At 43.6% G+C, this 14463-nt stretch carries 15 protein-coding genes and 1 other RNA gene; all 16 read left to right on the top strand.

What is annotated here, in order from left to right; genetic code table 11:
- Positions 1-52 precede the first annotated feature (52 nt).
- A complete protein-coding gene (locus M1F65_RS05700) occupies positions 53-580 on the top strand; it encodes an SLOG family protein (RefSeq protein ID WP_049501544.1) in 528 nt (175 codons plus the stop codon).
- 69 nt (positions 581-649) lie between these two features.
- Positions 650-979 carry a cell division regulator GpsB gene (gene gpsB / locus M1F65_RS05695; protein WP_000146523.1) on the top strand — a complete coding sequence of 110 codons (330 nt, stop codon included), beginning with the start codon at positions 650-652 and terminating at the stop codon, positions 977-979.
- A gap of 20 nt (positions 980-999) precedes the next feature.
- Positions 1000-1381, top strand: an RNA gene (gene rnpB / locus M1F65_RS05690) — RNase P RNA component class B.
- Positions 1382-1464: 83 nt separating this feature from the next.
- Positions 1465-2622 (top strand): THUMP domain-containing class I SAM-dependent RNA methyltransferase, encoded by a 1158-nt coding sequence (locus tag M1F65_RS05685; protein ID WP_049501543.1) that lies wholly within the window; start codon positions 1465-1467, stop codon positions 2620-2622.
- A 12-nt stretch (positions 2623-2634) separates the two neighbouring features.
- The gene (mapZ, locus tag M1F65_RS05680; protein ID WP_049501542.1) at positions 2635-4080 is read left to right on the top strand and encodes a cell division site-positioning protein MapZ; all 1446 of its coding nucleotides are present in this window, start codon (positions 2635-2637) and stop codon (positions 4078-4080) included.
- A 75-nt stretch (positions 4081-4155) separates the two neighbouring features.
- Positions 4156-5580, top strand: a complete 1425-nt coding sequence (gene gndA, locus M1F65_RS05675; protein ID WP_000158773.1) for an NADP-dependent phosphogluconate dehydrogenase — start codon at positions 4156-4158, stop codon at positions 5578-5580.
- 11 nt (positions 5581-5591) lie between these two features.
- A complete protein-coding gene (locus M1F65_RS05670; protein ID WP_000518005.1) occupies positions 5592-6281 on the top strand; it encodes a response regulator transcription factor in 690 nt (229 codons plus the stop codon).
- 98 nt (positions 6282-6379) lie between these two features.
- A complete protein-coding gene (gene cbpF / locus M1F65_RS05665) occupies positions 6380-7375 on the top strand; it encodes a choline-binding protein CbpF (protein WP_084945106.1) in 996 nt (331 codons plus the stop codon).
- A 117-nt stretch (positions 7376-7492) separates the two neighbouring features.
- Positions 7493-8371 (top strand): mevalonate kinase, encoded by an 879-nt coding sequence (mvk, locus tag M1F65_RS05660; protein WP_042902856.1) that lies wholly within the window; start codon positions 7493-7495, stop codon positions 8369-8371.
- Positions 8353-9306, top strand: coding sequence for a diphosphomevalonate decarboxylase (gene mvaD / locus M1F65_RS05655; RefSeq protein WP_042902855.1), 954 nt, complete (start codon positions 8353-8355; stop codon positions 9304-9306). The genes mvk and mvaD overlap by 19 nt, the downstream gene beginning before the upstream one ends.
- Complete coding sequence (locus tag M1F65_RS05650; protein WP_042902854.1) at positions 9293-10300, top strand: phosphomevalonate kinase; 1008 nt, start codon at positions 9293-9295, stop codon at positions 10298-10300. The genes mvaD and M1F65_RS05650 overlap by 14 nt, the downstream gene beginning before the upstream one ends.
- Positions 10284-11285, top strand: coding sequence for a type 2 isopentenyl-diphosphate Delta-isomerase (gene fni / locus M1F65_RS05645; RefSeq protein ID WP_042902853.1), 1002 nt, complete (start codon positions 10284-10286; stop codon positions 11283-11285). Before M1F65_RS05650 ends, fni begins: the two co-directional genes overlap by 17 nt.
- 166 nt (positions 11286-11451) lie before the next feature.
- The gene (gene liaF, locus M1F65_RS05640) at positions 11452-12150 is read left to right on the top strand and encodes a cell wall-active antibiotics response protein LiaF (protein WP_084945107.1); all 699 of its coding nucleotides are present in this window, start codon (positions 11452-11454) and stop codon (positions 12148-12150) included.
- Positions 12147-13145, top strand: a complete 999-nt coding sequence (locus M1F65_RS05635) for an envelope stress sensor histidine kinase LiaS (RefSeq protein WP_247925616.1) — start codon at positions 12147-12149, stop codon at positions 13143-13145. Before liaF ends, M1F65_RS05635 begins: the two co-directional genes overlap by 4 nt.
- 10 nt (positions 13146-13155) lie before the next feature.
- The gene (locus M1F65_RS05630; RefSeq protein ID WP_044021303.1) at positions 13156-13788 is read left to right on the top strand and encodes a response regulator transcription factor; all 633 of its coding nucleotides are present in this window, start codon (positions 13156-13158) and stop codon (positions 13786-13788) included.
- On the top strand, positions 13789-14445 hold the full coding sequence (locus tag M1F65_RS05625; RefSeq protein WP_247923978.1) for a DNA alkylation repair protein: 657 nt from the start codon (positions 13789-13791) through the stop codon (positions 14443-14445).
- Positions 14446-14463 lie beyond the last annotated feature (18 nt).

Genomic DNA, 14463 nt, shown 5'->3' with positions numbered 1-14463 from the left:
GTACAATAACATCACTCTATTATATCATAAATTTACAAAGAAAGGGTTAAAAATGACATCAGCCTTGATTTTAGGCTATTCAGCCTTCGACCTTGGTCTCTTTAATGACAAGGATATTCGCGTTGATATTATCAAAACAGCTATTCGGAGAGACTTGGAACGTCTAGCAGAGGATGGGGTGACTTGGCTTGTCTTTACAGGGACTTTGGGCTTTGAGTACTGGGCGCTTCAGGTGGCAAAAGACATGAAAGCAGACTATGGATTTCAACTGGCGACCATTTTTGATTTTGAAACCCATGGTAGTAACTGGAATGAAGCAAATCAAGCGAAATTGAGTGAGTTCAAGCAGGTTGATTTTGTCAAATACGCCTATCCACAATATGAGCACAAGGGACAATTACGCGATTATCAAAAATTTCTGCTGGAAAATACAGATACTTGCTACCTTTTTTACGACGAAGAAAACGAAACCAAGTTACGATATTTTTACCAAATGATAAAAAATCAAGCGGACTATGTTACAAGAAGATTAACATTTGAGGACTTGAATGAAATAGTAGAAAATTTTTCAGAAAAGTAAGGTTTTGACCTTGATTTTTACTTGTCTTTTTTTATATAATAATACTAGTAACCCAGAATGGAGAGAGACATGGCAAGTATTATATTTTCAGCAAAAGATATTTTTGAACAAGAATTTGGACGTGAAGTACGTGGATACAGCAAAGCAGAGGTAGACGAATTCCTAGACGATGTGATTAAGGATTATGAAACCTACGCAGCTTTGGTCAAATCCCTTCGTCAAGAGATTGCTGATTTGAAGGAAGAATTATCTCATAAACCACAGGTAGCGCCAACTCAACCAGACTCTATTGAAGTAACAGCTTCTACTTCAATGACAAACTTTGATATTTTGAAACGCTTAAATCGTCTCGAAAAAGAAGTATTTGGTAAGCAAATCTTAGACAACCAAGATTTATAATTGACTAAGGAATGAGTGCAATTTTTGGATAATCGCGTGAAGAGGATCTCTTTTCATGAGGAAAGTCCATGCTAGCACAGGCTGTGATGCCTGTAGTGTTTGTGCTAGGCGAATCCATAAGCCTAGGGACGAGAAATCGTTACGGCAGTCGAAATGGCTAAGTCTTCGGATAGGTCAAAATAGGCTTGAAAGTGCCACAGTGACGGAGTCTTTCTGGAAACAGAGAGAGTGGAACGCGGTAAACCCCTCAAGCTAGCAACCCAAATTTTGGTCGGGGCATGGAGTGCACGGAAACGAACGTAGTACTCTGACTGCTAGCAGCTTTATGCTGTTAGCGGTAGACAGATGATTATCGAAGGAAGTGGTCCTAGTCACTTCTGGAACAAAACATGGCTTATAGAAAATTGCATATAGGTTGGGGCTGAGAAATCTTTCTCAACCTCATTTTTTAAAGTGAACAAGAGAAAGGTCTTGCAAGACTAGAAATGAAAGAACAATTTAATTTAATCGCAACGGCTGCGGCGGGTCTTGAGGCTGTCGTTGGACGTGAGGTGCGAGATCTTGGTTATGATTGCCAGGTTGAAAATGGGCGTGTTCGCTTTCAAGGAGATGTGAAGGTAATCATTGAGACCAACCTTTGGCTTCGCGCAGCGGATCGCATCAAGATTGTAGTCGGAAGTTTTCCAGCTAAGACTTTTGAAGAGCTTTTTCAAGGCGTTTTTGCTCTAGATTGGGAAAACTATCTCCCGCTAGGAGCACGTTTCCCGATATCAAAGGCAAAATGTGTGAAGTCTAAACTCCACAACGAGCCCAGTGTTCAGGCTATTTCCAAGAAGGCTGTTGTGAAGAAATTACAAAAACACTATGCCCGCCCAGAAGGAGTTCCCTTGATGGAAACGGGTCCCGAGTTTAAGATTGAGGTATCTATCCTGAAAGATGTGGCAACGGTCATGATTGACACGACAGGTTCTAGCCTTTTTAAACGTGGTTATCGTACGGAAAAGGGTGGAGCACCCATCAAGGAAAATATGGCAGCGGCCATTTTACAACTCTCTAACTGGTATCCAGACAAGCCCTTGATTGATCCAACCTGTGGTTCAGGAACTTTCTGTATCGAGGCGGCTATGATTGCTAGAAAGATGGCGCCAGGACTTCGACGTTCCTTTGCTTTTGAGGAATGGAACTGGGTCAGCGATCGGTTAATCCAGGAAGTTCGCACAGAGGCGGCTAAGAAAATTGATCGTGAACTTGAGCTGGACATTATGGGCTGTGATATCGATGCTCGCATGGTGGAAATTGCCAAGGCAAATGCTCAAGCAGCAGGTGTCGCAGGTGATATCACCTTTAAGCAAATGCGGGTACAGGACTTGCGCACAGACAAGATTAATGGCGTTGTCATTTCCAATCCACCATATGGGGAACGCTTGTCTGATGATGCAGGAGTTACCAAGCTCTATGCTGAGATGGGACAAGTCTTTGCACCACTGAAAACGTGGAGTAAGTTTATCCTGACGAGTGACGAAGCTTTTGAAAGCAAGTACGGAAGTCCAGCTGATAAAAAGCGAAAACTCTATAACGGGACCTTAAAAGTAGATTTGTATCAATACTTTGGTCAGCGTGTCAAACGCCAAGAGGTAAAATAGAAAGGTGAACTCATGAGTAAGAAAAGACGTGATCGTCATAAAAAAGGACATCAAGAACCACAATTCGACTTTGATGAAGCAAAAGATTTGACTGTTGGTCAAGTCATTCGTAAGAATGAAGAGGTCGAGGCAGGAGTATTGCCTGAGGACAATATCTTAGACAAATACATCAAACAGCACCGTGAGGAAATCGAAGCTGACAAGTTTGAAACTCGTCAGTTTAAAAAAGAAGAACTGGCTTCTACTCAAAACCTAGAGGAAATGATCCAAGAAGTGCGAGAATCTAGTGAGACTTCTGATCAGGTAGACGATTCAGACCTGGTTGCTGAGGAATCTATTGAAGAGATAGAAAATGAAGAGACTACTCAGTTTGTTCCACCACTTCAAGATGAAGAAAATGCTGAAATAGAGCCTCTCGTTTTAACAGAAACAGAGCCCAAGCAAATAAATGAGGAACAAGAAGAGGAGAATTATACACCTCTATCACGTTCGGCTCAAACAGAACCTGAAACAGGCTCTAAGAAGAAAGCTGTCATCATCATTGCTTCGGTAGTAGCTGCAATCCTTGTGCTTGCTGGAACATATTATGTCTACCGCCAAGTATCTCGTTCAAACCAAGAAATCCAGTCTTCTCAAGCAGCCTCTTCGGATGATCAAGGGACACAAACAGCTTTGAAAGACTTCAATGATCTCTATGATACTTTCTATACAGATGCTAATAAGACTGCTCTGAAAAACAGCCAGTTTGATAAATTGAGCCAACTGAAAACCTTGCTAGATAAGTTAGAAGGTAGCCGTGATTATACACTAGCTAAGTCAAGATATGATAGTCTAGCAACTCAAATTAAGGCCATTCAAGATGTTAATGCCCTCTTTGAAAGCCCAGCAATCACTGACGGTGTCTTGGATACCAATGCGAAAGCCAAAGCGGATGCTAAATTTACAGAAATCAAGACAGGGAACACAGAACTAGACAAACTCTTGGATAAGGCCATTAGTCTTGGCAAGAGTCAACAAACCAGTGCTTCCAGCTCAAGTTCGAGCTCTAGCACGAGTCAAGCAAGCTCAAGTTCAGCTACAGAAAGCAATGCAAGCAGTACGACACCTTCAACCAGCACTACGGCACCAGCTAGAGACACAAATGGTGGTTTGTCTGGCGATGGGGTTAATCTTCAAAGAAGTGCTAGTCGTGTACCTTACAACCAATCAGCTGTAGATGATAGCAATAACCCTGCTTGGACCTTTACGGATGGTGTATTGGAACAAGTCCTAGCAACATCACGTGCTCGTGGCTATATCACTGGAAATCAATATATCCTAGAACGTGTCAATATCGTAAACGGAAATGGTTATTACAACCTCTATAAACCAGATGGAACCTATCTCTTCACCCTCAACTGTAAGACAGGTTACTTTGTAGGGAATGGTTCTGGTCATGCAGATGACTTGGACTACTAGGACTCCGTTACAAAATTCTTTCCTTTCATAGGTAAAAATGATAAAATAAAACATATTAAACAAGAGGAGTGTCACATGACAAAAGCTAACTTTGGTGTCGTTGGTATGGCCGTAATGGGTCGTAACCTTGCCCTAAATATCGAATCTCGTGGTTATACAGTTGCCATTTACAACCGTAGTAAAGAAAAAACAGAAGACGTAATTGCTTGCCATCCTGAAAAGAACTTTGTGCCAAGCTATGACGTGGAAAGCTTTGTAAACTCAATCGAAAAACCTCGTCGTATCATGCTGATGGTTCAAGCTGGACCTGGTACAGACGCAACTATCCAAGCCCTTCTTCCCCACCTTGACAAGGGAGATATCTTGATTGACGGAGGAAACACTTTCTACAAAGATACCATCCGCCGTAATGAAGAATTGGCAAACTCAGGCATCAACTTTATCGGTACGGGGGTTTCTGGTGGTGAAAAAGGTGCCCTTGAAGGTCCGTCTATCATGCCTGGTGGACAAAAAGAAGCCTACGAATTGGTTGCGGATGTTCTCGAAGAAATCTCAGCTAAAGCACCAGAAGATGGAAAACCATGTGTGACTTACATCGGTCCTGATGGAGCTGGTCACTATGTGAAAATGGTCCACAACGGTATCGAGTATGGTGACATGCAATTGATCGCAGAAAGCTACGACCTCATGCAACACTTGCTTGGCCTTTCTGCAGAAGACATGGCAGAAATTTTTACTGAGTGGAACAAGGGCGAGTTGGACAGCTACTTGATCGAAATCACAGCTGATATCTTGAGCCGTAAAGATGATGAAGGTCAAGATGGACCAATCGTAGACTATATCCTTGATGCTGCAGGCAACAAGGGAACTGGTAAATGGACTAGCCAATCAGCTCTTGACCTTGGTGTGCCATTGTCACTCATCACTGAGTCAGTATTTGCGCGTTACATCTCTACATACAAAGAAGAGCGTGTACATGCTAGCAAGGTGCTTCCAAAACCAGCTACTTTCAAATTTGAAGGTGACAAGGCTGAGTTGATTGAAAAGATCCGTCAAGCCCTTTACTTCTCAAAAATCATCTCATACGCACAAGGTTTTGCTCAATTGCATGTGGCTTCTAAAGAAAATAACTGGAACTTGCCATTTGCGGACATCGCATCTATCTGGCGTGATGGCTGTATCATCCGTTCTCGTTTCTTGCAAAAGATCACAGATGCCTACAACCGTGATGCAGACCTTGCAAACCTTCTCTTGGATGAATACTTCTTGGATGTCACTGCCAAGTACCAACAAGCAGTGCGTGATATCGTAGCTCTTGCTGTTCAAGCTGGTGTACCAGTGCCAACCTTCTCAGCAGCTATTACTTACTTTGATAGTTACCGTTCAGCTGACCTTCCAGCTAACTTGATTCAAGCGCAACGTGACTACTTTGGTGCCCACACTTACCAACGTAAAGACAAAGAAGGAACCTTCCACTACTCTTGGTATGACGAAAAATAAGTAGGTCTGCCATGGGGAAACGGATTTTATTACTTGAGAAAGAACGAAATCTCGCTCATTTTCTCAGTCTGGAACTCCAAAAAGAGCAATACCGTGTTGATCTGGTCGAGGAGGGACAAAAAGCCCTCTCCATGGCTCTCCAGACAGATTATGACTTGATTTTACTGAATGCTCGTCTGGGGGATATGACGGCCCAGGATTTTGCAGAGAGGCTAAGTCGGACAAAACCTGCCTCAGTGATCATGGTCTTGGACCATCGCGAAGAATTGCAAGACCAGATTGAGACAATCCAGCGCTTCGCCGTTTCTTACATCTATAAGCCAGTGATTATTGATCAGCTGGTGGCTCGTATTTCAGCGATTTTCCGAGGTCGGGACTTTATCGACCAACACTGTAGTCAGATGAAGGTCCCAACGTCTTACCGCAATTTGCGTATGGATGTAGAACATCATACCGTTTATCGTGGCGAGGAGATGATTGCTCTGACGCGCCGTGAGTATGACCTTTTGGCCACTCTCATGGGAAGCAAGAAGGTCTTGACTCGTGAGCAGTTGTTGGAAAGTGTTTGGAAGTACGAAAGTGCGACAGAAACCAATATCGTGGATGTTTATATCCGTTATCTACGTAGCAAGCTTGATGTAAAAGGTCAAAAAAGCTACATTAAAACCGTGCGTGGTGTTGGGTACACCATGCAAGAATAGAAAAGCAGTTGCAGTTGTGTAACTGCTTTTTTGAGCAATTTCTATATATTGACATACAATAAAGTCTTTGCTACAATCAGTTATGGAGGAAAGATCTAATGAATTTTTTGAAAAAAATGTTGCAAGTTGCTCTAGCAGTCTTTTTCTTTGCTTTGCTAGCGACAAATACCGTATTGGCGGATGATGCTGATTCAGAAGGCTGGCAATTTGTCCAAGAAAATGGTAGAACCTACTACAAGAAGGGGGACCTAAAAGAAACCTACTGGCGAGTGATTGATGGTAAGTACTATTATTTTGATCCTTTATCTGGAGAGATGGTGGTCGGCTGGCAATATATACCTGCTCCACACAAAGGGGTTACGATTGGTCCTTCTCCAAGACAAGAGATTGCTTTTAGACCAGATTGGTTTTACTTTGGTCAAGATGGGGTACTACAAGAATTTGTTGGCAAGCAAGTGTTAGAAGCAAAAACTGCTACAAACACCAACAAACATCATGGGGAACAATATGATAGTCCAGTAGAGAAACGAGTCTACTATTTTGAAGACCAAAGAAGTTATCACACCTTAAAAACCGGTTGGGTTCATGATGAGGGGCACTGGTATTATTTACAGAAGGATGGTGGCTTTGATTCTCGCATCAACAGATTGACTGTTGGGGAGCTCGCACGTGGCTGGATAAACGATGATTCAACTTGGTACTATCTAGATCCAACAACTGCTACAATGCAAACGGGTTGGCAATATCTTGGTAACAAGTGGTACTATCTCCGTTCATCAGGAGCTATGGCAACTGGCTGGTATCAGGAAGGCTTATCTTGGTATTATTTAGATGAACCAAATGGCGATATGCAAACGGGCTGGCAATACCTTGGGAACAAGTGGTATTATCTTCGTTCATCAGGAGCTATGGCGACTGGCTGGTATCAGGAAGGTTCGACTTGGTATTATCTAAACGCAAGTAATGGCGATATGAAGACAGGCTGGTTCCAGGTTAATGGCAAATGGTACTACGCTTATAGTTCAGGTGCTTTAGCAGTGAATACGACTGTAGAAGGCTATTCTGTCAACTATAATGGCGAATGGGTTCAATAATGAAAGAGGCGATTGTGAAGGAAACAATCGCTTTTTTTGTGAAAATATAATAAAATAGATAGGAGAAAATACTACTGTATGAAATGAGACGGTCTTTCCGTCTGGTTAAAGGAAAACATGACAAAAAAAGTTGGTGTCGGTCAGGCACATAGTAAGATTATTTTAATAGGAGAGCATGCGGTAGTCTACGGCTATCCAGCTATTTCTCTGCCTCTCTTAGAGGTGGAGGTGACCTGCAAGGTGGTCCCTGCTGAAAGCCCGTGGCGTCTTTATGAGGAGGATACCTTGTCCATGGCAGTGTATGCCTCGCTGGAGTATTTGGATATCAAAGAAGCTTGCATTCGATGTGTGATTGACTCGGCTATCCCCGAAAAACGGGGGATGGGTTCGTCAGCTGCTATCAGCATAGCAGCCATTCGAGCTGTTTTTGACTACTATCAAGCCGACCTACCTCATGATGTACTAGAAATCTTGGTCAATCGGGCTGAGATGATTGCCCATATGAATCCGAGTGGTTTGGATGCCAAGACCTGTCTCAGTGACCAACCCATTCGCTTTATCAAGAATGTTGGTTTTACAGAACTTGAGATGGACTTATCCGCCTATTTGGTGATTGCTGATACGGGCGTGTATGGTCACACTCGTGAAGCTATCCAAGTGGTTCAAAGCAAGGGCAAGGATGCCCTACCGTTTTTGCATGCCTTGGGAGAATTGACCCAGCAGGCAGAAGAGGCAATTAGACGAAAAGATGCTGAGGGACTGGGACAAATCCTCAGTCAAGCTCATTTACATTTAAAAGAAATTGGTGTCAGTAGCCCTGAGGCAGACTCCCTCGTTGAAGCGGCTCTGAGACATGGTGCTCTAGGTGCCAAGATGAGTGGTGGTGGACTAGGAGGCTGTATTATCGCCTTGGTAGCTAATCTGGACCAAGCGCAAGAACTAGCAAAACGATTAGAAGAGAAAGGAGCTGTTCAGACATGGATCGAAAGCCTGTAACAGTACGTTCCTACGCAAATATTGCCATTATCAAATATTGGGGAAAGAAAAAAGAAAAAGAGATGGTTCCTGCTACTAGCAGTATCTCTCTTACTTTGGAAAACATGTATACAGAGACGACCTTGTCGCCTCTACCGACGGATGCGACTGCTGATGCCTTTTATATCAATGGTCAGCTTCAGAGTGAGGCTGAGCATGCCAAGATGAGCAAAATCATCAACCGTTACCGTCCAGAAGGTGAGGGATTTGTCCGTATCGATACCCAAAACAACATGCCGACTGCGGCTGGCTTGTCATCCAGTTCTAGTGGTTTGTCCGCCTTGGTCAAGGCTTGCAATGCTTATTTCCAGCTTGGTTTGAATCGGAGCCAGTTGGCGCAGGAAGCTAAGTTTGCCTCAGGTTCTTCCTCTCGTAGTTTTTATGGACCGTTAGGTGCCTGGGACAAGGATAGTGGAGAGATTTACCCTGTAGAGACAGACTTGAAACTAGCTATGATTATGTTGGTGCTGGAGGACAAGAAAAAACCAATCTCTAGCCGTGACGGGATGAAACTCTGTGTGGAAACCTCGACGACCTTTGATGACTGGGTGCGCCAGTCTGAGAAAGATTATCAGGAGATGCTGGTTTATCTCAAAGAGAATGATTTTGCTAAGGTTGGGGAATTAACGGAGAAAAATGCCCTAGCCATGCACGCTACGACCAAGACTGCTAGTCCAGCCTTTTCTTATCTAACGGATGCTTCCTATGAAGCCATGGACTTTGTTCGCCAGCTTCGTGAGCAAGGTGAAGCCTGTTACTTTACCATGGATGCCGGTCCCAATGTCAAGGTCCTCTGTCAAGAGAAAGATTTGGATCATCTATCTGAAATCTTTGGTCAACGTTACCGCCTGATTGTGTCAAAAACAAAGGATTTGAGCCAAGATGATTGCTGTTAAAACTTGTGGAAAACTCTATTGGGCAGGGGAATACGCTATTCTAGAGCCAGGACAGTTAGCCTTGATAAAGGCGATACCTATCTATATGAGGGGAGAGATTGCCTTTTCTGATAGCTACCGTATCTATTCAGATCTGTTTGATTATGCAGTGGACTTGACGCCAAATCCTGACTACAGCTTGATTCAAGAAACGATTGCTCTAGTGGAAGATTTCCTCGTTTATCGTGGGCAAGCCTTGAGACCTTTTTCTTTGGAAATTCGTGGAAAAATGGAACGGGAAGGCAAAAAGTTTGGTCTAGGTTCTAGTGGTAGCGTCGTTGTCTTGGTGATTAAGGCCCTGCTGGCTCTATATGATATTACGGTTGATCCGGAACTCTTGTTCAAGCTGGCTAGCGCGGTCTTACTCAAGCGAGGAGACAATGGTTCTATGGGAGACCTTGCCTGTATCGTTGCAGAGGATTTGGTTCTCTACCAGTCATTTGATCGCAAAAAGGTGGCTGCTTGGTTGCAAGAAGAAAGCTTGGCGACGGTTTTGGAGCGTGACTGGGGCTTTTCTATCTCACAAGTGCAACCGGGCCTAGAATGTGATTTCCTAGTGGGATGGACCAAGCAAGTGGCCGTATCGAGTCAAATGGTCAAGCAAATCAAACAAAACATAGACCAGAACTTTTTAACTTCCTCAAAAGCAACAGTGGTTACTTTGGTAGAAGCCTTGGAGCAGGGGCATGCAGAAAAAATTATCGAGCAGGTGGAAACAGCCAGTCAGCTTTTAGAAGGTTTGAGCCCAGATATTTACACACCTTCGCTCAGACAGCTAAAACAAGCCAGCCAAGATTTGTTGGCTGTTGCCAAGAGTAGTGGAGCTGGTGGTGGTGACTGTGGCATTGCCTTGAGTTTTGATGCGCAATCGACTGAAACCTTAAAAAACCGTTGGGCCAATCTGGGGATTGAGCTCTTATACCAAGAAAGGATTGGACATGACGACAAATCGTAAGGACGAGCATATCCGCTATGCCCTTGAGCAGAAAAGTTCCTATAATAGCTTTGATGAGGTGGAGTTGATTCATTCTTCCCTGCCTCTTTATGACCTAGATGAGATTGATTTGTCTACAGAGTTTGCAGGTCGAAAGTGGGACTTTCCTTTTTATATCAATGCCATGACAGGTGGGAGCAAAAAAGGTAAAGAAATCAATCAAAAACTGGCTCAGGTGGCAGAAGCCTGTGGGATTTTGTTTGTAACGGGCTCTTATAGTGCAGCCCTAAAAGATCCAACAGATGACTCTTTTTCTGTCAAATCTAGCCATCCAAATCTCCTCCTTGGTACTAATATTGGATTGGACAAGCCTGTTGAGTTAGGCCTTCAGACTGTAGAAGCGATGAATCCTCTTCTTTTGCAAGTGCATGTTAATGTCATGCAGGAATTACTCATGCCCGAGGGAGAAAGAAAGTTTCGAAACTGGCAATCGCATCTGGTAGACTATAGCAAGCAAATCCCTGTTCCTATTATTCTCAAGGAAGTGGGCTTTGGGATGGATGCCAAGACCATCGAGAGAGCCTATGAACTGGGTATTCGAACGGTTGACCTGTCGGGTCGTGGTGGTACTAGCTTTGCCTATATCGAAAACCGTCGCAGTGGTCAGCGTGACTACCTCAATCAATGGGGGCAGTCTACTATGCAAGCCCTTCTCAATGCCCAAACCTGGAAAGACAAGGTCGAACTCTTGGTCAGCGGAGGGGTTCGAAATCCGCTGGATATGATTAAGTGTTTGGTCTTTGGGGCAAAGGCTGTAGGACTGTCACGTACCGTTCTAGAGTTGATTGAAACCTACTCCGTCGAAGAGGTGATTGGTATTGTCCAAAGTTGGAAAGAAGACCTGCGTTTGATTATGTGTGCCCTTAATTGTGCCACCATAGCGGATCTGCAAAACCTAGATTATATTCTTTACGGTAAACTAAAAGAAGCAATAGATCAGATGTAGAGAGGTCGGGACAAGAATCCCGCCCTTTTTTGTAGCCTTTTGTCAACTGTAGCGGGCTGAAAGAACCTAGCTTGTAGGAGCGATTTCTGTCCAATCGCCTTTTTCCATCCTCAGACCGAGGTGACTTTTTTGAATTGTGATAAAATAGAAGGGAGAGGATGCATCTATGAAAAAATTTCAAATCTTTTTATTTATTGAAGCCTGTCTGTTGACGGGAGCTCTGATTTTGATGGTATCAGAGCATTTTTCGCGTTTTCTGCTGATTCTATTCCTCTTTTTGCTCTTGCTCCGCTATTATACAGGGAAAGAGGGGAACAACGTTTTCCTCCTTGTGGCGACCATTCTTTTCTTTTTCATCGTCATGCTCAATCCCTTTGTGATTTTAGCTATCTTTGTAGCGGTCATATACAGTCTCTTTCTTCTCTATCCGATGATGAATCAAGAAAGAGAGGAGACCGACTTGGTCTTTGAAGAGGTGGTAACGGTTAAAAATGAACGCAATCCTTGGTTTGGCAATCTCCATCATTTCTCTAGCCACCAGATCTGCCAATTTGACGATATCAATCTCTTTCGCCTCATGGGCAAGGATACCATTCATTTGGAAAGAGTTATCCTAACCAATCATGACAATGTCATTATCCTTAGAAAGATGATCGGAACGACTAGGATTATCGTACCTGTAGATGTGGAAATCAGCCTCAGTGTTAACTGTCTTTATGGAGATCTAACCTTCCTTCATCAACCTAAGAGATCCCTCCGCAATGAACACTATCATCAGGAAACCATGGACTACCTCAAGAGTAACAAGAGCGTCAAGATTTTCCTAACTACTATGGTTGGCGATGTGGAGGTGGTCAGAGGATGAAAAAGCAATCTTATCTGTTAATCGGCCTGACTTCTTTTCTCTTTATCCTCTTTTTGACCAATAGTCTACTTGATATTCTCAATCTTGATTGGTCCTATTTGCTACAGGATATTGAGAAGGCAGAAAAACTCATCTTCTTGACCTTGGTCTTTAGCCTTTCCATGACCTTCTTTTTTGTCCTTTTTTGGCGCGTGATGGAAGAAATTTCTCGCAGAAAAATGCAGGTTAATCTCAAGCGACTCCTAGCAGGAAAAGAGGTGGTTGCCTTTGCAGATCCAGACTTGGATGCCAGTTTTAAGTCCTTGTCTAGCAAGATTAACCTCTTGACAGAGGCTGTTCAAAAGGCTGAAAATCAAAGCCTGGTCAAGGAAGAAGCAATCATCGAGAAAGAAAGGAAGCGGATAGCACGTGACCTGCACGATACGGTTAGTCAGGAGTTGTTTGCGGCTCATATGATTTTATCAGGTGTCAGTCAACAGGCTTTGAAGCTGGATAGAGAAAAGATGCAGACCCAGTTGCAAAGTGTCGCAGCCATCCTAGAGACTGCCCAGAAAGATTTGCGGGTCTTGCTCTTGCATTTGCGACCAGTTGAGTTGGAAGAGAAGAGTTTGATTGAGGGGATTCAAATCCTCTTAAAAGAGCTTGAGGACAAGAGTGATCTCAAGGTTAGTCTCAAGCAAAATGTGTCTAAATTGCCCAAGAAAATCGAAGAGCATATCTTCCGCATTTTGCAGGAATTGATTAGCAATACCCTTCGCCATGCCCAGGCATCTTGTTTGGATGTCTACCTCTATCAGACAGATGTTGAATTGCAGCTGAAGGTGGTGGATAATGGGATTGGTTTCCTGTTGGGGAGTTTAGATGACTTGAGTTATGGACTGCGAAACATCAAGGAGCGAGTCGAAGATATGGCAGGAACGGTTCAACTCTTGACAGCACCTAAGCAAGGACTGGCGGTCGATATCCGTATTCCCCTGTTAGATAAGGAATCATAAAGGAGTAGAGATGAAAATTTTACTGGTAGATGACCATGAAATGGTCCGATTGGGCTTGAAAAGCTATTTTGACCTCCAAGACGATGTAGAAGTTGTGGGCGAAGCTGCCAATGGGGCTCAAGGTATTGACTTGGCCTTGGAATTGCGTCCAGATGTCATTGTCATGGATATTGTCATGCCTGAGATAAATGGGATTGATGCAACCTTGTCCATCCTCAAAGAATGGCCTGAAGCCAAGATTTTGATTGTGACCTCTTACTTGGACAATGAAAAAATCATGCCAGTCTTGAACGCTGGTGCCAAAGGTTATATGCTCAAGACTTCTAGTGCAGACGAACTGCTTCATGCAGTTCGTAAGGTTGCTGCTGGGGAGTTGGCCATTGAGCAAGAAGTTAGTAAGAAAGTCGAATACCACCGCAATCATATAGAGCTTCATGAAGAACTGACTGCGCGTGAGCGAGACGTGCTTCAACTCATCGCCAAGGGCTATGAAAATCAGCGCATTGCAGATGAACTCTTTATCTCCCTAAAGACGGTGAAGACCCATGTATCCAACATCCTAGCCAAGCTTGAGGTCAGCGATCGCACTCAGGCTGCAGTCTATGCCTTTCAGCACCACTTGGTAGGGCAGGAGGATTTTTAGATGAATCTTACAGATTTACTTGTGGAGCTAGAAGCGGGAAAAGACCCTGAGAAAGCAGGCCCAATGGAAGCCTATATGCGCCATCAGTTTCCCTTTCTAGGTATTGCAGGTCCTGAAAGAAATTCACTCTATAAAAAGTATTTTCCAGAAGCGAAAAAAACAAAGATTATCGATTGGGATTTTGTAGACACTTGCTGGGAAAAGGAGCCTAGAGAATACCAATATGTGGCTGCCAACTATTTGAAAGCCATGCAGACTTATCTAACGAAGGACGATTTGCCTAAGCTTGAGCGCCTGGTCGTGACCAAGTCTTGGTGGGACACAGTAGATATCCTAGATCGAGTAGTAGGAAGTTTGGTGGCTAACCATCCGGAACTTGAAGAAGTGCTTTTAAAATGGAGCCTATCAGACAATATCTGGCTGAGACGAGTTGCTATTGATCACCAGCTATTAAGAAAAGAGAAAACGGATGTTCAACTAATGGAAAAGATCCTGCTCAATAATCTGGACCAGCCAGAATTTTTTATCAATAAAGCCATCGGCTGGGCTCTAAGAGACTACTCTAAAACCAATCCGGAATGGGTATCAAGCTTCATCGAAAAAAACAAGGAAAGAATGTCTGAACTTAGTATCAAGGAAGCGAGCAAGTACCTCTAGCACTATTGAAAAGCGCAT

The organism is Streptococcus oralis, from assembly GCF_023109195.1.
Taxonomy (GTDB): domain Bacteria; phylum Bacillota; class Bacilli; order Lactobacillales; family Streptococcaceae; genus Streptococcus; species Streptococcus oralis_BV.
This window is presented reverse-complemented; position numbering and strand designations above follow the sequence as displayed.